This is a genomic window from Streptomyces sp. 71268, from assembly GCF_029392895.1.
GTDB lineage: Bacteria > Actinomycetota > Actinomycetes > Streptomycetales > Streptomycetaceae > Streptomyces.
Genome location: NZ_CP114200.1, coordinates 406012 through 430400, shown reverse-complemented (window position 1 = coordinate 430400; position 24389 = coordinate 406012). Strand labels below are relative to the sequence as shown.

The 24389-nt window shown below is 75.8% G+C and carries 17 protein-coding genes; 9 read left to right on the top strand and 8 right to left on the bottom strand.

Features of this window, described 5'->3' with window-relative positions; translation table 11 throughout:
* Positions 1-124: 124 nt before the first annotated feature.
* Together OYE22_RS01535 and OYE22_RS01530 are read left to right on the top strand one after the other, a co-directional pair.
* On the top strand, positions 125-1420 hold the full coding sequence (locus OYE22_RS01535) for an exonuclease SbcCD subunit D (protein WP_277318689.1): 1296 nt from the start codon (positions 125-127) through the stop codon (positions 1418-1420).
* On the top strand, positions 1417-4434 hold the full coding sequence (locus tag OYE22_RS01530; protein ID WP_277318688.1) for an SMC family ATPase: 3018 nt from the start codon (positions 1417-1419) through the stop codon (positions 4432-4434). The genes OYE22_RS01535 and OYE22_RS01530 overlap by 4 nt, the downstream gene beginning before the upstream one ends.
* A gap of 120 nt (positions 4435-4554) precedes the next feature.
* Here the strand turns inward: OYE22_RS01530 and OYE22_RS01525 are convergent, their stop codons facing one another.
* The 4 genes from OYE22_RS01525 to OYE22_RS01510 form a co-directional block, all read right to left on the bottom strand.
* Positions 4555-6237: a DUF885 domain-containing protein gene (locus tag OYE22_RS01525; RefSeq protein ID WP_277318687.1), complete on the bottom strand. Its 1683-nt coding sequence runs from the start codon at positions 6235-6237 to the stop codon at positions 4555-4557.
* 161 nt (positions 6238-6398) lie between these two features.
* A complete protein-coding gene (locus OYE22_RS01520) occupies positions 6399-7685 on the bottom strand; it encodes a GNAT family N-acetyltransferase (RefSeq protein ID WP_277318686.1) in 1287 nt (428 codons plus the stop codon).
* A 180-nt stretch (positions 7686-7865) separates the two neighbouring features.
* Positions 7866-9440 (bottom strand): alkaline phosphatase D family protein, encoded by a 1575-nt coding sequence (locus OYE22_RS01515; protein ID WP_277318685.1) that lies wholly within the window; start codon positions 9438-9440, stop codon positions 7866-7868.
* A gap of 319 nt (positions 9441-9759) precedes the next feature.
* A complete protein-coding gene (locus OYE22_RS01510; RefSeq protein WP_277318684.1) occupies positions 9760-11412 on the bottom strand; it encodes a PLP-dependent aminotransferase family protein in 1653 nt (550 codons plus the stop codon).
* Positions 11413-11459: 47 nt separating this feature from the next.
* Here OYE22_RS01510 and OYE22_RS01505 point away from each other — a divergent pair, with 47 nt between their 5' ends.
* Positions 11460-12590 carry a DMT family transporter gene (locus OYE22_RS01505; protein ID WP_277318683.1) on the top strand — a complete coding sequence of 377 codons (1131 nt, stop codon included), beginning with the start codon at positions 11460-11462 and terminating at the stop codon, positions 12588-12590.
* Between the two features lie 88 nt (positions 12591-12678).
* Here the strand turns inward: OYE22_RS01505 and OYE22_RS01500 are convergent, their stop codons facing one another.
* Complete coding sequence (locus OYE22_RS01500) at positions 12679-13602, bottom strand: alpha/beta hydrolase (protein WP_277318682.1); 924 nt, start codon at positions 13600-13602, stop codon at positions 12679-12681.
* 273 nt (positions 13603-13875) lie between these two features.
* Between OYE22_RS01500 and OYE22_RS01495 the strand changes: the two genes are divergently transcribed.
* Positions 13876-14274 (top strand): DUF2795 domain-containing protein, encoded by a 399-nt coding sequence (locus tag OYE22_RS01495; RefSeq protein ID WP_277318681.1) that lies wholly within the window; start codon positions 13876-13878, stop codon positions 14272-14274.
* Between the two features lie 30 nt (positions 14275-14304).
* Here OYE22_RS01495 and OYE22_RS01490 read toward each other — a convergent pair whose 3' ends face one another.
* On the bottom strand, positions 14305-15051 hold the full coding sequence (locus OYE22_RS01490; protein ID WP_277318680.1) for an SDR family oxidoreductase: 747 nt from the start codon (positions 15049-15051) through the stop codon (positions 14305-14307).
* A 330-nt stretch (positions 15052-15381) separates the two neighbouring features.
* Between OYE22_RS01490 and OYE22_RS01485 the strand changes: the two genes are divergently transcribed.
* A complete protein-coding gene (locus tag OYE22_RS01485) occupies positions 15382-16752 on the top strand; it encodes a pentapeptide repeat-containing protein (RefSeq protein ID WP_277318679.1) in 1371 nt (456 codons plus the stop codon).
* A 108-nt stretch (positions 16753-16860) separates the two neighbouring features.
* Here OYE22_RS01485 and OYE22_RS01480 read toward each other — a convergent pair whose 3' ends face one another.
* Positions 16861-17793 (bottom strand): VCBS repeat-containing protein, encoded by a 933-nt coding sequence (locus tag OYE22_RS01480; protein ID WP_277318678.1) that lies wholly within the window; start codon positions 17791-17793, stop codon positions 16861-16863.
* Positions 17794-17943: 150 nt separating this feature from the next.
* A complete protein-coding gene (locus OYE22_RS01475) occupies positions 17944-19491 on the bottom strand; it encodes an FAD/NAD(P)-binding protein (protein ID WP_277318677.1) in 1548 nt (515 codons plus the stop codon).
* A 477-nt stretch (positions 19492-19968) separates the two neighbouring features.
* Here OYE22_RS01475 and OYE22_RS01470 point away from each other — a divergent pair, with 477 nt between their 5' ends.
* The 4 genes from OYE22_RS01470 to OYE22_RS01455 all read left to right on the top strand — a co-directional run bounded on the left by OYE22_RS01470 (position 19969) and on the right by OYE22_RS01455 (position 24187).
* The gene (locus OYE22_RS01470) at positions 19969-20952 is read left to right on the top strand and encodes a hypothetical protein (protein ID WP_277318676.1); all 984 of its coding nucleotides are present in this window, start codon (positions 19969-19971) and stop codon (positions 20950-20952) included.
* A 323-nt stretch (positions 20953-21275) separates the two neighbouring features.
* Positions 21276-22691: a polyprenyl synthetase family protein gene (locus OYE22_RS01465; RefSeq protein WP_277318675.1), complete on the top strand. Its 1416-nt coding sequence runs from the start codon at positions 21276-21278 to the stop codon at positions 22689-22691.
* Between the two features lie 11 nt (positions 22692-22702).
* Positions 22703-22939, top strand: coding sequence for a hypothetical protein (locus OYE22_RS01460; RefSeq protein ID WP_277318674.1), 237 nt, complete (start codon positions 22703-22705; stop codon positions 22937-22939).
* A gap of 471 nt (positions 22940-23410) precedes the next feature.
* A complete protein-coding gene (locus OYE22_RS01455; protein WP_277318673.1) occupies positions 23411-24187 on the top strand; it encodes a GntR family transcriptional regulator in 777 nt (258 codons plus the stop codon).
* Positions 24188-24389: the final 202 nt, after the last annotated feature.

Below are 24389 nucleotides of genomic sequence, written 5' to 3'. Positions count from 1 at the left end.
CCGGTGACCGGTCACGCGGCGTCGGTCACGCGGTGGCGCGATGGGGCCGCCGCCGGGTGGCGGAGCCGTACCGGGCCCGGGGCGGGGCGGACGAAGGGAACGAGATGCGGGGCGGGGCGAACACGTGAGAATGCTGCACACGTCGGACTGGCACCTGGGACGCTCCTTCCACCGCGTGAGCATGCTCCAGGCCCAGCGCGACTTCATCCAGCACCTGGTGCGCACCGTCCACGAGCGGGAGGTGGAGGCGGTCCTCGTCGCGGGGGACGTCTACGACCGCGCGGTGCCGCCACTGGCCGCGATCGAGCTGTTCGACGACGCGCTGCACCAGCTCGCCCACTGCGGCGTCCCCACCATCCTGATCTCCGGCAACCACGATTCCGCGCGCCGCCTCGGCGTCGCCTCCGGCCTGATCCGGCAGGCCGGCATCCACCTGCGCACCGACCCGGCGCAGTGCGGGACGCCCATCCTGCTGCCCGACGCGCACGGCGACGTCGCCTTCTACGGACTGCCCTACCTGGAGCCCCACCTCGCGCGCGCCGCCGTGGGCGCCGACCGAGCCCGGCACACGGCCGTGCTCGGCGCGGCCATGGACCGGGTACGCGCCGACCTGGCCACGCGCCCCGCCGGCACCCGCTCCGTCGTGCTCGCCCACGCCTTCGTCGCCGGCGGCGCGGGCAGCGACAGCGAGCGCGACATCACCGTCGGCGGCGTGGCCGCCGTGCCCACGGCAGTCTTCGACGGCGTGGACTACGTGGCCCTCGGCCACCTGCACGGCTGCCAGCGGATCACGGAGCGGGTGCGCTACTCGGGCTCCCCGCTGGCCTACTCGTTCTCCGAGGCCAACCACCGCAAGTCCATGTGGCTCATCGACCTCGACGCCGCCGGCGACGTACACGCCGAACGCCTCGACTGCCCGGTGCCGCGCCCGCTGGCCCGTATCGCCGGCCGCCTCGACGACCTGCTCACCGACCCCCGATACGAGCCGCACGAGGACTCCTGGGTGGAGGCCACCCTCACCGACCCGGCCCGTCCGCGCGAACCCATGGCCCGCCTCGCCCGCCGCTTCCCGCACGTCCTCAGCCTCGCCTTCGCGCCCGAGCGCACCGAGGAGGCGGCGCACGCCTCGTACGCCCAGCGGCTGCGTGGCCGCACCGACCAGCAGATCGCGGAGGACTTCGTGACCCATGTGCGCGCCGGCCGGGCCGTGGACCCCGAGGAGCGCGTGGTGCTCAGCGACGCGTTCGACGAGGTACGCGCGGCGGCCGGGCACGAGCACCCGGGCCCGGGTGCCGACGACGGCGCCCCCGACGACGGCGCCGGGGCCCACGGCCGGCGCCCCCGGGTGCCCGGCATGCGCGCGGCCGGCGCCGGGCGGACTCGCCCGGGCGGCGACGGGGCCGCGGAGGTCGCCCGATGAGGCTGCACCGGCTCTCCGTCACCGCCTTCGGTCCCTTCGGCGGCACCCACGAGGTCGACTTCGACGCCCTGTCGGCCGCCGGCCTGTTCCTGCTGCACGGGCCGACCGGCGCGGGCAAGACCTCGATCCTGGACGCCGTCTGCTACGCGCTGTACGGGGCCGTCCCCGGCGCCCGCCAGGGCAGCACGCTCAGCCTGCGCAGCCACCACGCCGACCCGCACACCCCCACCAGCGTGCTGCTCGAACTCACCGTCGCCGACCGGCGGTTGGAGATCACCCGGCACCCGGAGCAACTACGCCCGAAGAAGCGCGGCGACGGCATGACCCGGGACAAGGCGCAGACGCTCCTGCGCGAACAGGTCACGACCGGGCCCAACGGGCCGGAGTGGAAGGCGCTGAGCCGCTCCCACCAGGAGGTCGGCGAGGAGATCGGCCAGTTGCTCGGCATGAGCCGGGAACAGTTCTGCCAGGTGGTGCTGCTCCCGCAGGGCGACTTCGCGCGCTTCCTGCGCGCCGACGACCAGGCGCGCGGCCAGCTCCTCGGCAAGCTCTTCGACACCGGCCGCTTCGCCGCCGTCGAGGACCGACTCGCCGAACTGCGGCGCACCACCCAGCGGCGGGTGGTCAGCGGCGACGAGGACCTCCTGCGCCTCGCCCACCGGATCGCCCAGGAGGCCGGCGACAACCCCGACACCCGCGAGCGCCCGCTGCCCGACCTCACCCCCGGCGAACCCGGCCTCGCGGCCGCCGTGTTGGAGTGGGCCGCCATCGCCCGCAGTGGCGCCCGCGAGCGGCGGGACGTGGCGCTCGCGGCCGTACGCGCCGCCGAGGACGCGCACCAGGCGGCCGGCCGGCGTGCCGAGGAGGCCGCCGAACTCGACCGGCTCCAGCGCCGGTACGCGCGGGCCCGGGCCAGGGCCGCGGAGCTGGCCGAGCGGGCCCCCGAGCGCGAACAGGACCGCGAGCGACTGCGGCGCGCCCGCGACGCCGAGGTCGTGGCGCCCGCGCTGGACCTGTGCCAGGCCGCCGAGCGCGACCTGCGCGCGGCCCGCGGCGCCGAGGAGCGCTGCCGCGCCCCGCTCCCGCCCCACCTGGCCACCGCCGACCGTGACCAGCTCGCCGCGCTGGAGCGCGAACTACGCGAGGAACTGGGCCAGTTGGCGGCGGCGCGCCGAGTGGAGCGCCGGGTGCTGGACATCGACGCCGAACTGGCCGGGCTCGATCGGGACGCCCGGGCCGACGAGGACGCCATCGCCGAGGCGGCGGACTGGATCGCCGGCTGGAGCGAGCGCCGCCTCGCCCACCAGCGGCGCGTCGACGCCTGCCAGGAGGCCGCGGCCCGGGCCGACCAGCTCGCCGCGCGCGTCGAGCCCGCCGTACGCGCCCGCGACGCGGCCGAGCTGCGCGACCGGCTCACCGGGCGCGTCGAGGCGCTGCGCGCCGAACGGCTGCGCGCCGCCGAGCACTCCGCCGCCGCCCGCGACCACTGGCTCGACCTCAAGGAACGCCGGCTGCGCGGCATCGCCGCCGAACTCGCCGCCGCGCTGCGCCCCGGCCAGCCGTGCGCGGTCTGCGGCAGCAGCGCGCACCCCGCCCCGGCCCAGGCGGGCGACGACCACGTGGACCGGGCGGCCGAGGAGGCGGCGCAGGCCGCCCACCAGGAGGCCGAGGCGCTGCGTGAGGAGGCCGACGGCCAGCTCGGCGCGGCCCGCGCCGAGCTGGCCGCCGCCACCGCGAGCGCCGGCGACACCCCGGCCGCCGAACTCGCCCACGCCGTACGCGAACTCCAGGACGAGCACGCCACGGCGCGGGCGGTGGGCGCCGAGACGCACGCCGCGCGCGAGGAGTTGGCGCACGCGGAGCGCGAGTACGAGCGGCGCCGGGCCCAGCGTGAGGACGCCGAACGCCGGGTCGCGGCCCGCACCTCCCGCCGCGAGGCGCTGTCCGGCGAACTCGAATCATTGACGGCGCAGTTGACCGAGGCCACGCGCGGGGCGGCCTCCGTCGCCGCCCGCGCGGACCGCTTGGAGCGCCAGGTGACGCAGCTCGCCGACGCGGTGGAGGCGGCGGCCGCCAGTGAGTCGGCGGCGCGGCGGCTGAGCGAGGCGCGCGAGCGCCTGGCGGACGCCGCCCAGCGCGCGGGCTTCCCGACCCCACGGGAAGCGGCCGACGCCGTACTCGACGCCGCCCGGCGCGAGGCCCTGCAACGGGCGCTCGACCAGTGGCAGGCCGAGGAGACCGCGGTCACCGCCGAACTGGCCGACCCGGCACTCCAGGCCGCGGCCGGACGCCCGGCCGCCGACCTCGCGGAGGCCGAGGCCGCCGTCGAGGCGGCCACCCACACCCTGCGCGGCGCGTCCGCGCGCGAGACCGCGGCCCGCGAGCGGTGCGGTCAACTCGACCAGCTCTCCACCCAGGCGGCCCGCGCGGCCCGCGCCCTCGGCCCGCTGCGGGCCGAGTACGAGCGGGTGGCCGCGCTGGCCTCCCTCACCGCCGGCACCTCCGCGGAGAACGAGCGCAAGATGCGCCTGGAGTCCTACGTGCTCGCCGCCCGGCTGGAGCAGGTCGCCGCCGCGGCGAGCGCGCGCCTGGAGTACATGTCCGGCGGGCGCTACACGCTGGTGCACTCCGACGCCCGCACCAGCGGTCGCGGCCGGGCCGGGCTCGGCCTGCACGTCATCGACGCCTGGACGGGCCACGGCCGGGACACCGCGACCCTGTCGGGCGGCGAGACCTTCTTCGCCTCGCTGGCCTTGGCCCTGGGCCTGGCCGACGTGGTCACCGACGAGGCGGGCGGGGTGCGCCTGGACACCCTCTTCATCGACGAGGGGTTCGGCAGCCTGGACGAGCAGACCCTGGACGAGGTGCTCGACGTGCTCGACTCGCTCCGCGAGCGGGACCGCACGGTGGGCATCGTCAGCCACGTCGCCGACCTGCGCCAGCGCGTTCCGGCCCAACTGGAGGTCGTCAAGGGCCGCGCGGGCTCGGCCGTGCGGCACCGCCTCGGCGTCTAGGCGCCGTGACGCGCGGGCGGCCGGGCGCCGTCGGGCGCCCGGCCGCCCGCGCGTCGATCGCTCCCCACGTGGTCCGCCGCTCACCGCGCGTCGGGGGTCACGGTGCCGGCGGCACGCGGCTCACAGCGCGGACAGCTCGGCCACCAGGTCGTCCAGGCCGAGCGAGCCCTGGGACAGGGCCGCCATATGCCACTTCTTGGCGTCGAACGCGTCGCCGTGCGCCGCGCGGGCGGCGTCCCGGCCCTGGAGCCAGGCGCGCTCACCGAGCTTGTAGCCGATCGCCTGGCCCGGAATGCCGAGGTAGCGGACCAGCTCGCTCTCCACGAAGTCGGCCGGCCGGCCGCTGTGCAGCCCGAAGAACTCCTGGGCCAGCTCCGGGGTCCAGCGCTCACCCGGGTGGAACGGGGAGTGGTCCGGGATCTCCAGCTCCAGGTGCATGCCGATGTCCACGATGACCCGCGTCGAACGCATCATCTGCGCGTCCAGGTAGCCGAGCCGGCGCTCGGCGTCGGTCAGGTAGCCCAGCTCGTCCATCAGCCGCTCCGCGTACAGGGCCCAGCCCTCGCAGTTGGCGCTGACCTGCCCCACCGTGGCCTGGTAGCGCGAGAGCTGGTCGGCCACGTGGACCCACTGGGCCAACTGGAGGTGATGGCCCGGCACGCCCTCGTGGTACCAGGTGGTGACCAGGTCGTAGAGGGGGAACCGGGTCTCGCCCATGGTCGGCAGCCAGGTGCGCCCCGGGCGCGAGAAGTCCATGGAGGGCGCCGTGTAGTAGGGCGCGGCGGCGGAGCCGGGCGGCGCGAGCATCGACTCGACCCGCTTGATCCGGTCGGCCAGCTCGAAGTGGGTGCCGTCGAGGGCCGCGATGGTCTCGTCCATCAGCTCCTGCAACCACACCCGGGTCTCCTCGGGGCCCTCGATCGCCGCCCCGTGGGTGTCCAGGTGGCGCAGCGCCTCCCAGGGGGTGGCCCCGGGAAGGATCTTGGCCGCCTCGACGCGCATCTCCTCGTGGATGCGGTGGTACTCGGACCAGCCGTACGCGTACGCCTCGTCCAGGTCCAGGTCCGCGCCGTTCCACTGGCGTGACCAGCGCTGGTAGCGCTCGCGGCCCACGACGTTGGGCGCCCCCGCGATGCCCGGCTGGTACACGTCCCGCAGCCAGTCGCGCAGCACGACCAGCGCGCCGGTGGCCGCCGCCGCCGAGGCGTCCAACTCCGCGCGGAGCGCGGCCGGGCCCTTGCGGGTGAACTCGCTGAACCACCCGCCGTCGGTGCCGATCCACTCGCCCAGCTGGCCGATGACGGTGGAGACCTGGCGCGGCCCGCCGGGCAACTGCCGCTCGAGCCCGGTGGCGAGGGAGGTGCGGTAGCCCTCCAGGGCCTCCGGGACGACGCGCAGCCGGGCCGCGATGTCGGCCCAGTGTGCCTCGGTGTCGGTGGGCATCAGGGTGAAGCACTCGCGGACCGAGTGCAGCGGCGAGGAGAGGTTGCTGACGGCGCGCAGGTGCTCCTGGGCCTCGTGGACGGCGAGCCCCGCCGTCAGGCGCTCGCGCAGCAGCCGCCCGCAGCGGCGCTCCGCGTCGCTGTCGGCGCCGGGCCGGCGCTCGGCCTCGGCGAGGCGGGCCAGCGTGTCGCGGGCCAGCTCCGCCAGCGCCTCGTGGCCGGCCGGGGAGAAGTCGGGGAGCCGCGGGGCGCTCTCCGGCACACCGAGGTAGGTGCCGGTGATCGGGTCGAGAGCGACGAGGGCGTCGACGTAGGCGTCGGCGACCTGGCGCGGCAACGGTGAAGTGAGGATCTCGGACATGGGCTCATCCTCGTACGCCGAACGCCGCCGCGTCACTAGCGATCCGGGGAACGTTCCTGACCGGGAGGGCACCCGCGCCGGCCCCCCCGGTCCCACCCGCCTGCCCGGGCGGGCCGGGTCGAGCGGCGGCCCGGCACGCGGTGGCCGGGCCGCGCCGGGAGCTAGCCGCCCTCGCCGCGCGGGCCCGCGGACAGCGCCGCGGCGGCGAGCTGGGCCGTGATGACCAGCGTCCCCTCCTCGACCTGGTAGTCGAGCGGCAGCCCGAGGCCGCGCATGGCCGCGACCATTCCGGTGTTGGCCGCCTGGGTGACCGCGTAGACGTACGCGCAGTCGGTCTCGGCCGCCATCTCCACCAACTGCCGCAGCAGCCGGGCCCCGATGCCGCGGCGCTGCCAGGCGTCCTCCACGAGCAGCGCGACCTCGGTCTCCTCGCCGTCCCACAGCAGGTGCCCGAGGGCCACCAGGCGCCCGGAGGCGGTCTGCACGGCGAGCGTACGGCCGTAGCGCGGGCTGAGCAGGTGCTCCAGGTAGCGGTCGGCGTCGGCGACCGGGCCGTGGTAGCGCATGGCCAGCGTCGCGGGCGAGCACCGGTCGTGCAGCGCGCGGGCGGCCTCAAGGTCGCCGAGGTCGGCGCGGCGCACGGTGATCTCGTTGCCCTCGGGCAGCGTGACCACGTCCTGGCTGGGCGGGACGCGCGGGCCGAGCCGGGAGTCCAGCTCGATCAGTGCCCGGGCGCGGGCGAACTCCGTCGGCGTGAACGGCAGGTGCGGGCGCTCGATGGTGACCGAGCCACCCGACGGGTCGGGCAGTCGCATGAGGGTGTCCTCCAGCACGCCGTCGGCCGGTACCTCGTCCGCGGCCGAGCGCCGCCCGAACGGGGGGTTGGCCGGCTGCGAGCGGATGGTGCAGCGGCCCAGCAACTGCCGCAGCGCCACCGGCAGCTCCGCCGCGTCCAGGGCGGTCCGGGTGGCCAGGCCGAGGACCCGGGTCGGGCCGTCCACCAGGTCGTGCGCGTCCGCCCGCTCCACCCAGGTGTCGCGCCCGCCGCCGGCGCCGGCGGCGGCGCTGAGCACCTCCGCGCTCAGCCCGGCCGGCGTGCGCACCAACATCTCGTCCACGGTGCCGTCGGTGAGCGGGTGGGCCTGGAGCGAGAGGATGTCCACTCGTTGCGCGGCCAGCGCCGCGCACAGCGCCGCGAGGCTGCCGGGGCGGTCCCGTACGGTCGTGCGCATCCGCCACAGCGCCGTGGAGTCCCCGCCGTCCGCCGCGGAGCGGGACGGGGTGCCCTCCGGCGCCGTGGCGTCGGTATCGCTCGCGGGACCGGCGGGCGGGGCGTGACTATGCCGGGCGCGGCTCCAGGTCAGGTCGTGGCCGGCGACGCGCTCCGCCAGGCGCTGCCGCCACGTCCGCCGGGTCCGGGCACTCCTGGTCAAGGTCGTGTCACTCATAGCTCCACTCTGCGCGAGCGGTGTTGCGCGGTCACGAACGGTGTGTGACTGATGAGTTAAGGGCGGCTCTGGGCTGCTATCGCCCGATTCTGTCCACTGCTCAAACACCTGATGTCCCCGTCCGTCCCTCGTCGCTTTCCGCGCGTCGTCCCTGTGTCGTGCCGCCGCCGGTGGCGGGCCCTACTGTCCGACCCGGCCCGGCTGCAACACCTTGGTGAAGAGGACGGCGCCGCCCTCTTCCCGCAGCCGGACGGTCAGTTCCGCACTGCCGCCGTCGATCTCCACCTCGCCGTAATACTGACCGCCTTCGGCCGGCGAGACGTTCGGCTTGGCCGGAGCTTTGACGAAGGCTTGCTCGGGACCGAACGTGCCGTCCAGCCCGACGGCCGGGAAGCCGCCCGCGTGCAGCGGCCCGGACACGAACTCCCAGAACGGCTCGAAGTCCGTGAACGCGGCCCGCGTTGGTACGTACCGCTGCGCCGATGTGTAGTGAACGTCGGCCGTCAGCCACACAGTTCCCGTGACACGGCGGTGTTTGATGTACCGCAGCAACTCGGCGATCTGGAGCTCGCGACCCAGCGGAGCGCCCGGGTCGCCCTGCGCGACCGCCTCGAAGTTCGTCCCCCCGTCGGCGACCACGAGCCCCAGCGGCATGTCCGAGGCGATCACCTTCCAGACCGCGCGCGAGCGGGAGAGCTCGCGCTTGAGCCAGGCGAGCTGCTCGGCACCCAGGATGCCCACGGCGTCGTCGGGCTGCCGACCCGGCGAGTTGGCGTTGCGATAGGTGCGCATGTCCAGGACGAACACGTCGAGCAGCGGCCCGTGCCGCAGTACCCGGTAGACCCGGCCGGCCCCGTCCGGGCGCAGCGTCGAGATGGGGAAGTACTCGCTCCAGGCCCGCCGGGCCCGCGCGGCCAGCACGTCCACGTTCTTCTCGGTGTACCGGTCGTCGTCCAGGATCTGCCCCGGGTACCAGTTGTTGCGCACCTCGTGGTCGTCCCACTGGGTGATCGAGGGCACCTGCGCGTTGAAGTCCCGCAGGTGCGCGTCGAGCAGGTTGTACCGGAAGTTGCCCCGGTACTCCTTCAGCGTCTCGGCGACCTTCGACTTCTCCTCGGTGGTGATGTTCCGCCAGACGCGGCCGTCGGGCAGCGTGACGGTGGGCGGAATCGGGTTGTCCGCGTAGATGCTGTCGCCGCTGCACAGGAAGAAGTCCGGATCGAGCCGGCGCATCTCGGAGAAGATCGGGAAGCCGCCCCGGTCCGGGTTGATGCCCCAGCCCTGCCCGGCCAGGTCCCCCGACCACAGGAACCGCACGTCGCGGCGGCGCGCGGGGGCCGTGCGGAAGGTGCCGTGGATCGGCTCGCCGGTACGCCTGGGGTCGTGCGGGTCGGCGAGCGTGATCCGGTAGTGGATCTGCTCCCCGGGCGGCAGGCCGTGCAGCGCGGTGCGGCCGGTGAAGTCGGTGCCCGGGCCCACGAGCGGGCCGCGCCAGCGGCGCGTGCGCCGGAAGGAGCCGGTCGCCGAGGTCTCCACGATCATCCGAGCCGGACGGTCCGAGCGCACCCACACCAGGCCCGACGACGCCGTGACGTCCCCGACCTGCGTGCCCCAGCGGGCCTGCGGGCGGCCGGACCGTATCAGCGCCGGCGCCGCTGTCGCCGCCGATGCCGGCAGGGCCAGCGCGGCGGAGGCGACCGCCGATCCACGCAGCACCGTGCGGCGCCCGATCGCGTTCCCGGGGTCCCGGCTCATGCGTAACCTCCTGCTATTCCCAATCCGCGCGCACTTCACGCCTGTCACCGCAGTATCGCCCTCGGATTCCTGGGCAATACGGACGGAGCCCCAACGGGAGGTGAACAACTGGTCAGTCCATGGGGCGATGGCCGGCCACCGCCCCGCGACGCGCCCGACCCATTGGACCGCCCCGCGGCGGTCCGTGGGGCGCTGTGACAGGACGCGGACGGATCGCGTACCGAACCCGTACGCGGCGGCGCGCGGCTCCCGCGCCCACGGCGCGAACGGGGCGGGCCCGGTGGCGCCGGGCGCCGGTGTCGCGCGGGGCCCGGTGGCGTCAGCGCCCGGGGTGACGCAACTGCCGTACGGCGGCGGCGATCCGGCTCGGCGACAGGTGCGCGTAGCCGAGCACGAGGCGCACCCCGGGGCGGGCGTGCTGCTCCGGCGCGGTGCCACACGCGTACGCGTCCAACGGGGCGAGCGCCACCCCCGCGCGCTCGGCCCGGGCCAGGAACGACTCCTTGGGGCCGTACCGCTCGGGCAGGTGGGCGATGACGTGCAGCCCCGCCGCGATGCCGGTCACCCGGGTGCCGGGGAAGTGCTCGGCCAGCGCCGTCACCAGCGCGTCCCGCCGCTCCCGGTAGGCGCGTTGGCAGCGGCGCAGTTGCCGGTCGTAGTCGCCCCGTTCGATCAGATCGGCGAACAGCGCCTGGTCGAAGACGGGATGGCCGAGGTCCATCGTCCGCTTGCGCTCCACCACCTCGTCCACCAGCGGCCGTGGCACCACCATCCAACCGAGTCGCAGCCCCGGCGCCAGGGACTTGCTGACCGAACCGGTGTACACCACCCGCGCCGGGTCGAGCCCCTGAAGCGCGCCCACCGGCGCCCTGTCGTAGCGGAAGTCCCCGTCGTAGTCGTCCTCGACGAGCAATCCGTCGACGGTCCGGGCCCAGTCGAGCAGGCCGGACCGGCGGCGGGCCGAGTAGGCGATCCCGGAGGGGAACTGGTGCGAGGGCGTCAGGACCGCGCAGCGCGCCCCGGTGGCGGCCAGCTCTGCCGGGTCGATGCCCTCGGCTCCCACCGCCAACGGCACAACGTCCACCCCGACCGCCGCGAACAGCCCCCGATAGGCGGCGGTGCCCGGGTCCTCAAGGGCCACCCGCGGGCGGCCCCGGCCCCAAGCCGGGGTCTCGGCGGTGCCCCGTACGTCGCCCACCGCATCGGCGGCGGCCCCGGCCCACCGGTCGCCGCCCGCGCCGCCGCGAGCCGGGGCCGGCGCGGCGCCCGCCGCCAGCAGCGGGCCGTCACCCCGCCCCGCGAGCACCGCGCCGACCAGGGTCAACGCCTGCGCCACACCCGAACAGACGACGATCCGCTCCGGGTCGGCCACCACCCCTCGCCGCCGGGTGAGCAGCCCGGCCAGCGCCTCCCGCAACTCGGGCAGGCCGCGCGGGTCGGGGTAGCCGAGCGCCTCGTGCGGCAGCCTCGCCAACGCCCTGCGGTGCGCCGCCGTCCACGCCGCGCGCGGGAACAGCGACAGGTCGGGGGTGCCGGGCAGGAACCCGGTCGCCGGCTCACGGGCGTCGGCGGGCCGCTCCCGCCCGGCGGGCACGGCGCAGCGCACGGCCCCGCTGACCCAGGTGCCCGCCCCCTGGCCGCTGCGCAGATAGCCCTCGGCGGTCAACTGCTCGTACGCGGCGGTGATCAGACCGCGCGAGACCCCCAGGTCGGCGGCGAGCTCGCGGCTCGCCGGCAGCCGGGTGCCGCCCGCGATCCGCCCCGAGGTGATCGCCTCGCGCAGCGCGCGTTGCAGGGCCCGGCCGCGCTGCCGCGCCGGCAGAGCGACGCTGGGCAGCAACAACTCCCAGGCAGGCGTGGCCGTACGAGGGGCCCGGGCGGTGTCGGGGCCGGCGCCGCCTGAGGGCGCGGCGCGGTCGGCGGGCGCCCCGTGCGCGGTGGCGGGAGACGAAGTGGTCTGCGAATCACTCATCGGATTGGACCCTAAGACGTACCGCCGCACTGCCTAGCGTCGCCCCCATGGATCACAGCGACTCCGCACACCAGCGGCGCGGCGCCCTGCTCGCCGCCCTCGCCTGCACGCTGGTCGGCGCCTCCTTCACCGCCAACAGCGTGCTCAACGACTTCCCACACGCCGGCGGCCAGGCCATCCGCTACGGCCTCGCCAGCCTCCTGCTGTTCCCGCTCGTCGGGCGCCGTGGCCTCGCGCCGCTGCGGACGCTCGGCTGGCGCGGGTGGGGATGGCTGGCGGGGCTGGCCGGGGTCGGCATGGTCGGCTTCAACCTGGCGGTGCTCGCGGCCGAGCGCACCTCCGAACCCGCCGTGCCCGGCGTCTTCGTGGGCTGCGCCCCCGTGGTGATCGCCGTGATCGTCCCGGCGCTGGACGGCCGGCGCCCCGCCCGCGCGGTGCTGTGCGGCGCCCTGTTGGTCGCGGCGGGCGCCTTCACGGTCCAGGGCTGGGGCCGGGCGGACCTGCCGGGCATCGCCTGGTCGGTGGCGGCGCTCGGCGGCGAGGTGGTCTTCGCGCTCGCCGCGCTGCCGGTGCTGCGCACCGTGGGCCCCGTCCTGCTGTCGGCCGCCGCCTCGGCCATCGGGGCCGTGGAGGCCCTGGCGCTCGCGGTCCTCATGGACGGCCGGGGGTGGCTGCGGATGCCCGACGCGGGGGAGGGGGCGGCGCTGCTGTGGCAGACCCTGGTCGTCACGGTGATCGGCTTCGTCTGCTGGTACCGGGGGATGCAACGGATCGGCCCGGAGCGCGCCACCCTCTTCTCCGGCCTGATCCCGGTCGCCGCCGCGATCACGGCGCCGGCTGTGGGCGCCGGCGGTTACGGCCTCGCGCAGGCGGCCGGCAGCCTGCTCGTCGGCACCGGCGTCGCCGTCGGCTCCGGCGCCTTCGGCACACGGTCGCGCGGGCGGCGGCGCGAGCGGCTCGTCGCCTCCGGCGCGCCCGATACGCCCGACGTCGCGGCGGACGCCCCCGCGCCCGCGCGACCAGGTGCGGAGGGCGGCTCCGTCGGCACGGCCACCGGGCCGGAGCCGGGCCCGGCCGGCGCCCGTGCCAAGACCCCGCCACCCGGGCGCGTGCCCCGCGCCGCACAGCCCGGCCCGGCCGACGGCGCTCCGTGTGGCGCCGGCCCGCGCGAGGGCTGACCACCACCGGGGCGGCGGCCGGCCGCCGCACCTGCGGCGCGGCGTGCGCCGGGCCGCCCCGCGCGCCTCTGAGGAGCGAGCCCCGGCGTCAGGGCGCGGAACTCAACGCGCCGGCGCCACCCGCCGCTCGGCTGGCCGCCGCGTCCGTTGCGGGGGCACCGGCGGTGGCGGTCGCTGTGGCGGTGGCGGTGGCGTCCAGGATGACCCGGGAGACCAGCGCCGGATCGTCGTTCATCGGCACGTGACCGCAGCGTGGCAGGCGGATGAGCCGGGCCCCCGGGATGACGCGCTTGGCGCGGAGCCCCTGCTGGGGCAGCAGGACCCGGTCGGCGGTGCCCCAGGCGATGGTGACGGGTATGTCGGGCAGGTCGTCGGCGAAGCGCACCGCACGCCCGGCGGCCAGTGTGGGTGCGAACCCCGCGCCCTCGCGCATCGCCCGAGCCTCGGCTACCACGCGCTCCGGCGCGCGCTTGCCAGGTCGGGCGTAGACGGCGCCGACCAGCGCGGCCCGGCCCGCCGGCGTCCGCGCCACTCGGGCGACGAAGGAGTCCGACATGGCGCGGGCGCTGCGGTGCATCACGCGGAGCACGCCGAAGCCGTAGCGCCGCTCGGCCTCGTTCCAGAACCCGGCTGGGGAGAGCGCGGTGACGGTGCGCGCGTGGCCGATGCGGCCCAGTTCGAGCGCCATGAGCCCGCCCAGGGAGTTGCCCACCACGTGCGGTCGCTCCACGCCCAACTCCCGGAAGAGCTGGGCCAGCACGGGTACCACGCCGCCCAGGTCGTAGCCGACGCCGGCGGGCAGTGGCGCCGACGCGCCGAAGCCCGGCAGGTCGACGGCGATCACCTCGCGCTCCGCGGCGAGGATGCCGAGCACCGGCTCCCAGGCCTGCCAGTGGTGCGCGACTCCGTGCAGCAGGACCACCGGCGGCCCAGCGCCCCGCCGCTCGTACGAGATGTCGAGGGGCACGGTGCCGGTGGCGGTGTCATGGGCGAAGGAGATCGTTTCGGCCATGGGGACTCCGTTTCTTCCGCGGCGGGAGTTGCTGGACAGAATGTCAGCAAGGGTTACCGCTGGGTAGACCCCGGGCGGGTGGAATCGCCACCGCACCCCCACGGGCGCCACCGACCGGGGCCGTGGGCTGCCTCGGGGGCTCGTAGGGCCGGCCTCCACCGCCCGCGTGTCACGCGCGCCGTGCGGGGAACCCGAGCCGAACACGGGGGAAGACCCATCGCACAGCGCGACCCGGTCGGGCGTCCGTCGGACGCCGGGCCCCGAGGAAGCCTCATGAACGCTCACGAGAACAAGACCGGCCCGCTCCACGACGACGAGCTGAAGAAGCGCATGCAGGGCGAGCTGAAGGGCGGCCACTCCACTCGCGCCCAGGAGGAGCTCGAACCCGAGCCGCCGGGCGAGGACCAGCCCGCCGTCAGCCGCTCGCCGTACACCGCGCGCTCCGGGGCGACGCCGCCCGGCATGACCCCCGAGGACGTCGAACTCCGCACGGAACTGGCCCAGCACCTGGGGCGGAGCGTCTACCCGGCCGACCGCGCGAAGGTGCTCGACACGCTGCGCGAGCACCACGCGCCGGATCGACTCATCGACACGGCGGCCGAGCTGCCCGACGGCAAGCGGTACGGCAACGTCCAGGAGATCATGCGGACGCTCGGCCGCGCCGACGACTGACGGGCGACCAGGCCCCGGCAGGCCGCGAGGTCACAGCCCCCCGGCGACGCGCAGGACCGCACCACTGGTGTACGAGGCATCGGGCGAGAGCAGCCACGCGATGGCGCCGGCGATCTCGTCCGGTTCACCGGGGCGACCCATCGGCACCCGGTCCGCCGCGCGCCACGGCCGCTCCGGGTCGCCCATCGAGGCGTGGATGTCGGTGACGGTCATGCCCGGCTGTACGGAGTTGACCCGGATGCCCTCCGCGGCCAGTTCCTTGGACAGGCCCACCGTCATCGCGTCAACGGCGGCCTTGCTCGCCGCGTAGTGCACGTACTCGCCGGGGCTGCCCGTGGTGGCGCTGGATGAGGAGACGTTGACGATGGCACCGCCCGCGCCGCCGTGCCGGGTGGACATCTCGCGGGCGGCCCGGCGGGCGCACAGGAGCGCGCCGGTCACGTTGACGTCGATGACCCGTCGCATGGCCTCGGGCGATGTCTCCGTGAAGCGGCCGAGCAGGCCCGTGATTCCGGCGTTGTTCACCAGCCCGGTGACGGCGCCCAGCTCCGCGCGTGCCGTGTCGAACAGCGCGTCGACCTGCTCGGCGTCGCTCGTGTCGGCCCGTACGGTCACGCACCGCACGCCCTCCGCGCGGACCTTGGCCGCCGTCGCGTCGGCGGCGTCCGTGGCGCGCTCGAAGCCGATGGCGATGTGGTGCCCCGCCCGCGCCAGCCGTACGGCGACGGCCGCGCCGATGCCCCTGCTGCCGCCCGTTACCACCGTGACCTGGTCCATCGCTCGCTCCTTGGCTCAACTCCGCGCGCGCACCACCCCGCGCGGGAGGCCGTCGCGCACAGGCGTGCGCGGCGGCCCGGCGACGGGGCGATCCGGCCCGATCGGGCCGTGCGGTGCGATGATCCGACGCTACCCGAGGCCCGCCCCGGGGCCCGGCTCGGGGAGGCCGCCCAGGGTGCCGGCCGATCGCCGCCCCGGCCGCCCGGGGAGACACGGCGCGTCCGTAGGGGGCGGGGCGGGGCGTACGGGCGCGCTGTCGTTAGCTCTGAGAAACCTCTGAAACGCGCCGATCGGCCCCGTGCCGCCCGGTCGAGCCGGCACGGTGCGGGCATGCGATCACGGTGGAGACGACGGTGGCGGCCGACCCGGGGCAGCGCGACGGTGGCCGGCGCGGTGCTGGTCGGCGTGCTCTTGGTACTGGTCTACAGCCCGGTGGGCCGGTGGCTGGTGCGATGGACGTGCGGCCCCGAGTGGTCCCGCATGGACGGCGCCGCGCGGTCGGCGGCGCTCGGGCAGTTCCGGCTGGCCGCCGTCCAGAGCGTGGGGGTGCTCGGCGCCGGGGCGGCGTTGGTCTTCACCGGCTTCAGCTACCGGCTCTCCCGGCACGGTCAGGTCACCGACCGCTTCACCAAGGCCGTCGAACGGCTCGGGGCACCCGAGATCCACGTCCGCCTGGGCGGGGTGCTGGCGCTGGAGCGCTTCGTGCGGGACTCGCCGGCGGAGGCCGCCCACGCCGCGTCCATCCTCAACACCTTCATCCGCGAACGGGCCCCGCGTGTGCGGGCCCCCGAGGAGGGCGCCGCGGCCCTGCGGGCCACCCTCGGCCGCCGCCCGCCAGGCACCCTCGCCGCCCGACGGCTGCACGCGGCGCCGGAGGCCGACGTGCGGGCGGCGCTCACGGCGCTGACCCACCCCGCGTCCCGGCGCCACGTTCCGCCGGACACCGTGATCGACCTCAGCTACCTGAACCTCGCCTACGCCGACCTGCCGCACGCGGACCTCAGGGGCGCCCGGCTCGTACACACCGACCTCACCGGCGTCCGGGCGCCCGGCGCGAACCTCAACGGCGCCTGGTTGCCGCACGCCAAGCTCGCGGAGGCCGAACTCGACGGCGCGCGCCTGGACTACGCCCAACTCGACCACGCCGACCTCAGCGACGCCCGGCTCGACCGCGCCAACCTCGCCCACGCCTGGCTCCCCGGGGCCGACCTCAGCGGCGCCCGGCTCAACGACGCCGACCTCAGCCGTACCCAGTTGGTCAGAACCGACCTCACCGGCGCCGAGTTGAACGAGGCCGACCTGACGGGTGCCTATCTGCACGGGGCGCGGATGGCGGGAGCGAGGTTGTGGGACGCGAACCTCACCGGGGCCCAGGTGATCGGCGACCTCGCCCACGCCGTGCTGGGTGGCGCCAACCTCACCGACGCCGTGCTGTCCCACGTGGACCTGCGGAACACGTTGGTGGAGGCCGAGCAGGTCGTGGCGGCCCGCCCGCTCGACGTACGGCTGTCGCCGGAACTGGCCGCCGACCCGCGCGTCGCGGCTCGCCTGGCCACCGTGGCGACGTGGACCTACTCGTTCGTCCGCGGAAGTGTCACGGTCGACTGCCGTCCGGTTCCGTCGCGCCGCACGGCGGGCGCCACGGTCGGCAGCCGGTTGGCGTTCGAGCGGACCGTCCTCGGCGTCGAACTCTCCCCGTGAGCCGCCGGAGGGCGGGCCGAGCGCGAGGGGTGCCCCCGCCGTCGTCCCGCCCTCCGCTCGGTGGACCGCCCGGCTGGGCGCCGGGCGGTCCGCACGTGCTGCCGCTGGTCAGAAGATCTGCGCGTACTGGTTCCAGCCGGCGTTGCCGATCTTGGTCTTCTTCTGATACGGGGCGGACGCCTTGCCCGTGCCCTTGTACAGCCACAGGGCGCCGGCCGTGTCGCGGGCGAGCAGGTCGGTGCGACCGTCACCGTTGACGTCCCCGGTGGAGACGAGGTGGTTGAAGGCGTTCCAGCCGGGGCCGATCTTGCTGCGGGTGGCGAACGGCTTGGCGACGTCCCCCGTGCCCTTGTAGAGCCAGAGCCCGCCGGAGCGGTCACGGGCCACGATGTCGGGGCGGCCGTCACCGGTCAGGTCGTGCTGGCCGGCGAGCTGGGTGTACTGGTTCCAGCCCGGCCCGACCTTCTTGCGGGCGGACAGGGTGCCGTCGGACTTGGCCGGGTGCAGCCACAGCGTGCCGCCGCCGTCCCGGGTCAGGAGGTCCGACCGCGACGTGCCGCCGAGGTCGCCGGGCGAGAACAGGGCGTTGTACTTGTCCCAGCCCCGCCCGAGGTCGCGCTCGACGCCGTTGCTGTCGGAGTACACGAGCGTGCCGTCGTAGACCCGCGCGTACAGGCCGGCCGACGCGCCGTTGCTGTGCATGTCGACCTGGGAGGCGGCGTTGACACCCGCCCAGCTCTCCTCGAAGCGCTCGCGCGGGTCCAGGCCCCCGCGGCCGTTGGGCCAGTACCAGTACAGGACGCCGGACCGGGTGACGGCCGTCACCGGCAGCAACGGGGCGGCCGAGCGGGCGGCGCGGGCGGACGGCTTGGTGTCCGGGGCGGCGGCGACGGACGAGGTCGCCTCCTGGACCGCGGCGGGCACGGGCGCCGGGTCGTGGGTGGCCGCTGACGCGGTGGTGCCGGTCAGGGCGGTGGCCGTCAGCACGGTCGCGAGGCCCGTCAGGGCCCGACCGGCGCGATGGCCGAAGCGGTAGGTCACGTGGGCTTCCCCCCAAGGAAGGTGACAAGAGCCGAGGGCGCTGACGCCCTCGGCGGTTGCGATATCGCCTTGATCTTCACACGAAACCCACATGTGTCAACTTCTTAACGCCCAAGGAGGTTTCAAAGTGGCCATGTCCCACAAGGCGCGCTACATCGGCGAATTGGGCGTCCGAAGCAGGTGGCCGACGACCTCGTCGGCCTGGCGTACGACGTTGTTCAGGTGGTTGGCGAACGGGATGCGCAGGTGGGTGCCCACACCCACGATCCACACCCGCTCCGGCGCGGCGTCCGGGGCGGCGCGCACGTGGAGGTCGGCCGCGAGGTGGTCAAGGGCGGTGGCCGAGGCGGGCGGCGACTCCAGGTGCAGCGTGTTGGTGGCACCGTCCCAGTACGGCTGCGGCGGGTGGAAGCCGGTGGCGTTGACGACGTGGTCGTACTCCCGCACGGTGGAGTCGGGCCACCGCACGCGCCAGCGCCCGCCAGCGTACGAGACGGCGCGCGGGTAGCCGGCGGCCACGCGCAGCCGCCCGGCGTCGCAGTGCGCCACCAGCCGGCGGGCGTTGACCAGCGCCAGCGCGGTGACGTAGCGGTTGACGAACGGCGCGAAGCGGGCCATGAGCGCGCGCCGCCGCCCGTCGGACAGCGTGCCGCCCAGCGCGATGGCGGCGTCTATCAGCGGGGCACACACCCGAGCCCAGTGGCAGGCGCCGGCCTCGGCGAGCGCCGTCTCCTCGCGCAACCGCCGTACGGGGTCGGCGGCCGTGGAGGTCTGCCGTCGCCAGGGGAGCGGCGAGACCGACCGGACCGCCTCCACCGTGTGGCGCAGGAGCCGATCGCCCAGGAGCGGGTCGGCGGGGTCGAGGTCGGCGACCCGCTCCAGCGCCGGGAGGGCGTGCGGGGGAGCGGCCAGCGCGGTACGCACCGCGGGCAGTTGGCCCGACGGCGAGGTCAGCGTGGTCTGGTGGCCGTCCCGGCACAGCAGCAGCGCGGCGTCGACGGCGCTCTGGTGCGTGCCCAACACCAGGACCCGGCGCGGGCGCCGGCCCAGCGCCTCGCGCAGCCGGGTGCTCGGGTACGGGCTGTCCAGATAGCGGGGGTGGTCCTGCCAGGCGGCGAAGCCGTCCGGGACGCGGGGACGGCGCACGCCGGTGCAGATGACCACGTCGTCGGCGGGGACACTCCGGCCGTCGGACAGCAGCACCCGATAGCCGTCGGCCCGTACCTCCAGCGCGCGGGCCGTGGCCGACAACCGGTCCACGTCGACGCCGTGCGCGGCGGCCCGCGCGCGGGCCTCGGCCGAGCGGGCGTGGCAGTAGTCGGCCATCCACGACCTCGGCACGCACTCCTCGGCCCGCCCCGTCCAGCCGCGCTGCCGCAGGTGGTCCTCGAAGTCCCGCGGGCGCCGCGCGCGCACGGAGTTGAGGTCCACCGCGCTGTTGCACATCAGCAGCGGATCGCTGTCGCCGAAGGCCAACCCCCAGCCCATCGGGCGGGGGTCCACCACGCGTACGGACCGCACGGCACGCGCCCCGGCCCCACCCGAGACCGAGGCGCGCGAGAGCGCGTCGACCAACTGCACCAGCACGCTGGTGCCGGCCGCCCCGCCACCGACGATCACCACGTCCCGGCCGACGGACGAGTCCGCCCCGCGCCGGCCCACGCCGGCCGCCCCGACGTCAGGAACAACCGCGTCCACCGCTGGGCACTCCCTTCCACGCCGCTGACGCCGCGAGCGGAACGCCGGGCCGGTCGCCCGCCGCCGAACAGGCCACGGACCGTCCCCCGAGCCCCGTCCGGTCCGCCACCATCCTGCCCGGACGCCGTCTCGGGTGGGGCGCGGTGGACGGGTGTGGCGTGGAGTACGCGACCGGTTGGCCGACGAACGCCGGTGTTCCGGGGCCGGTCGGGCCGGGCGGGCCGCGTGGGCAGGAGGGATCGAGTGGGTCGGGTGGGTCGGACGGGCCGGGCGAGCGGATACGGGTCGGGCGGCGGAGCGGGCGGCGTGTCAACTGTCGTTGTGGTCCGTGGCGCTGGTGGGGCCACGCGCTCGGCTCCAGGGGCGTCCCGCGCGCGGGCCAGAGCTGTGAAGCAGCGGTGAAAGCCGTGTGGAGGCGGCGTCCCCGGTCTCGCTTATGCTGCGGACGGATGATCAGGCGGAGTCGGGGGGCGCGGCATGTTGGGCAAGCTGTTCGGCAGGAGCGCGGAGAGACCGGCGGATCCGCACGCCCTTCCCGCCCCGCGCGGGCGGCGGAGCCAGGTGTACACCCTGCGCGCGCTCGGGGACGCGCGCGTACTGGCCCTGGTGGAGGCGGCGCGGGCGGGGGACTGGCCGGCGCTTACGGCGACGCTGCCCCTCGTCGACCTCGGCCACAACCATCAGGTCCTCCTCGAACTGGCCCAGGTGGATGGCGTACAGGACTGGATCGGCCAGGCCATCGAGGACGACCCGGAACACCGCGCGTCGGCCCTGCTCATCGCCGGGGCGCGGTATGTCGCCTGGGGCTGGGAGGCACGCACCACCGACCTCGCCGTGAACGTCACGCCGGAACAGTGGCGTACCTTCGTCCGGCGGCTGCGTATCGCCGAGGAGTACCTCCTGGAAGCCGTCGGGTTACGGCCGGACTGGGTCACCCCCTGGGGCCGCCTCCTCGCCCTGGGGCGGGGAATGTCGCTGGGTGCCGAGGTCAACGGGGCCCGGCTGGCGGACGCCCTGCACCTCGACCCGCTGGACCTGGAGACCCACCTTGAGTGGCTGTCACACCTGCAACCCCGTTGGGGCGGCGCCCCCGGCCAGGCGCTGGCCTTCGCCCGTGACGCGCTCGCCCGTGCTCCGCGGGGGCACCGTCTCGGTTGCGTGATCGCCATGGCGCACATCCAGGACTGGGTCGAGGCGGACGACGGGAGGTGCCTCGAAACCCCCGAGATCCAGGACGAGTTGCGGCGCGCCGTCGACCACAGCATCCTCCACCCCGCCTACGCGTTCCGCCCGGGCTGGCAGTACGACTTCAACGTCTTCGCCATGGCCCTGGCGCTGGCTGACGAGCGGCACACCATCCGGCGCGTCTTCCGGACGCTCGACGGCGCCTACACGGTCCGGCCCTGGAGCTACCTTGCCGAGCCCGAGAAGGAGTTCACCCGCCACCACCGCCGCGCCTGACCAGCCGCCGTACCCCGTACCCCGAGCGCGGCATCTCGCAGCGCGGCGGCGCGATGTCGGCACGTACGGTCCGACCGTCACCCGAACGCACCCGCAACCGCTGCCAGGAGGCGGTCAGCCCGGCGTCGTAGGGCGGCCCCGCCCCGGTTTCCCAGGCGCCCCAGAGACGCGGCGGGACGCGGACCGGCCCCGGCGGCGGCGCCAGCGGCAGTGGTCGGCCACCGGCCCGCCGCCCAGTCCCCCGAACGGCGCAGCCCGCGAGGCGTCCCGCGCGGCATATGTCAGAGCGGAGGTATTTCCCCGACGGGCGAGAGGAGTCCTCGATGCGCTCCACCCAGGTGATCGGCCGGATGGCGGCTGACCTGCCGCGCAGGCCCCGCGCCGGGCCGCTCGGGGCCCCCGCGCCCGGCGCCCGTCCCGCCCCCGCCACGGGCGGCGCGCAGCGGGAGCGGGAGGGCGAGGACGATCCGTACGCCGTCGACGACGACGTGGTCGGGGCCGTCAACCGGGAGCTTGAGCGGCTGCTCGCGGCCGGCCTGGCCCGCTGCCGCGACCTGGACCCGGTCTTCGCCGACGACATCGCCGAGCGGGTCGCGCGCTTCACCACGCGGGGCGGGCGCCGCATCCGCTCCCGCCTCGTGTGGTGGGCCCTGCGCGCGTGCGGTGGCGGGGGAGCGGGGCGGGTGGGGGCGGGACTCCGGCTGGCCGCCGCGCTCGAACTCATCCAGACCTGCGCGCTCGTCCACGACGACCTGATGGACGCCGCCCCGGTGCGCCGCGGCCATCCCTCGCTCCACGCCGACGTGACGCACCAGTACGCGGGCGCCGCGCCGGGCCCCGCGGCGCGGCAACTCGGCGCGTCGGCCGCCGTGCTCGCCGGCGACCTGGCCCTGGTCTGGGCGGACGACACGGTCGCGGACCTCCTGCTGGACCCCCACCTCCCGCCGCACACCGCGCGCCGGCTGCACGACGTGTGGCGCGACATGCGCACCGAGATGGTGGCCGGCCAGTACCTGGACGTGCAGGGTCAGGCCACCGCCGCGCTCAGCCCGACCCGCGCGCTCCGCGCCGCCCGCCTCAAGAGCGCCCGGTACACCGTCGAACGCCCGCTGCACCTCGGCGCGGTCCTGGCCGGCGCGGACAACGCCACCACCCGGGCGCTGTGCCGCGCCGGACGCCGCGCCGGACTGGCCTTCCAGCTCCGGGACGATCTGGACGACCTGTTCGCCGACCCGCGCGCCACCGGAAAGCCGACCGGCGGCGACGTACGGCAGGGCAAGCCCACCTACCTGCTGGCCGTCGCCCACGCCCTGGCCGCCAGGGCCGGGGACCGCGCCGCGCTCGACCTGCTGGAGCACGCCGTGGGCCGCACCGACCTCACCGGTGCCGAACTGGACGGCCTGCGGGCACGGCTCGTCGCCATCGGCGCCCGCGACCTGGTCCAGGCGAAGATCACGCGGCTCGCCCGGCAGTCCCAGCGCCACCTGGGCGCGGCCGACCTGGAACCGTACGCGGCGGCCCGGTTGCGCCACCTGCTCGCCGAGACCACCGGCACCCCACCCGACGCCCCCGCACCACCGGACCGGCCGCCCGCGTCGCCCCCCGCCGACCCGGAGCAGCCGCCGCCCGCCGGCCAGGAACAGGAACCACCCACGGGCCAGGAGCAGGCACCACCCACGGGTCCGGAGCAGGAACCGCCCACGGGCCAGGAGCCGGCACCACCCACGGGCCCGGAGTAGGAGGGAACCCGGTGACCCGGACCATCGCCGGACCCACCGACCACCGAACCCACCGACCACGTTGTGGTGGCCGGCGCGGCCTGGCCGGCCTCGCCACCGCCCCGCACCCGCCGCACCCGGCCTACCGCGCCCGCTTCGCCGACGACGACACCCTCGACGTGCCCACCGACGCCGAGCCGATGGAGGCGGAGGTCGAACGGTTCGCCGGGCCGGCCGACGCGGCGGGTTGCCGGCGACGCCGCCAGTGACGGGAAAGTGCCACCACGCCGAGGGGCGCCGGGAGTTGAGGCCGACCGGGCGCTTCCCCGGCTGAACCGTCCGACACCGGCCGCCCGCGATGGCGGCAGCGGTGGCAGGCAGTGGAAACGGCAGTGACAGCGCCAGCGACGGTGCGAACGCGAGGCGGCCCGACTCGGCTCGGCTCGGCCCCTCCTGGCCGCGACGGGATGGCGCTCGAACGCCGCCCGTGGCTCACATCGTGGAACGCTCGGGGATTGGTCTTGACCAAGCCAGCCAGTCGTCCTATCGTCACACCCATACTGAAACAACCTTTAATAAAGAAGCGCGCATAACTTCGGCCCGCGAGACGGGCCGGCCGAGCCCGCGGGGCGGGGTGTCGGTTCGTAGGGCGGGGTGATCGCACCGCGGCGCGCTTGGCTCAGCGGGGACGCGCGGCCGGTGCGAGACCGGCCCGGACACGGCGAACGTGGAGGACAAGGGTGGGGACCACGCAGCTTGAGACGGTGCCGGAGCCGAAGTACTGGCACTTGAAGACGGTGCTGAGCAACGCGCTTGACTCGGAGTTCGCGGTGGGCGAGATCCTGCCCAACGAGCGCGACCTGGCGGCGCGGTTCGGCGTCGCGCGCGCCACGCTCCGACAGGCCCTGGAACAACTGGAGTTGGAGGGCCGCCTCCAGCGCCGCCGTGGCGTCGGCACCACCGTCGCCCCGCCCCGCATGGGCGTGGCCGTCGGCGACAGCCGGCACGCCTGGCCCGGCGCGGTCGCCGACCCGTGGCAGACGCTGGGCAGCGCGTCGGGCGACGTGCCCGCCGCCGTGGTGCGGCTGCTGGCGCCCGCGACGGGCGAGGCCGTGTACACGGTGCGGCGCGCGCTCACCACCGACGGCCAGCCCGTCGCGGCCGAGCTGCTGTACGTGCCGGCCAGCTCCGTCCCTGAGCTGACGGGCGACGAGAGCGCCGCGAGCGCGCCCGGTAGCCCGACGGCCCTCCCCGCCGGGGGCGCGGCCCGGGCGCGCTCGGTCCTCCGCGAGCTGCACCGGCTGGAACTCGACGGCCAGGAGCGCACGGTGGAACTCGGCTCGGCCCGCGCGGACGACGCCAGGGCTCTGGACCGGCTGCCCGGCGCCCCGGTCCTCGTCGTGACCACCCGGTACCTGTCGGCGGGCCGGACGGCGGCCGTCAGCGTGGCGACCTACCGCGCCGACACCTGCCGCCTGACCTTCGGCGACGCGACGCCCGACCTGCTGGCGAGCTGAACCCCGCGTCCCCGGCCGGCCGCCGCGACGGAGCCCGAGCGCCGCGCGCGGCCCGGCCGGCGACCGCGCGCGGGGCCACGCACGGCGTTGAGGTACCCGCGAGCGCTGATCCGTGGGCCGAGCTGACGTACCCGCGAAGGCTGACTCGTCGGCGGGCCTGACGCCCCGCACATCCGACGCGTACCCGGGGCCGGTTCCGGGG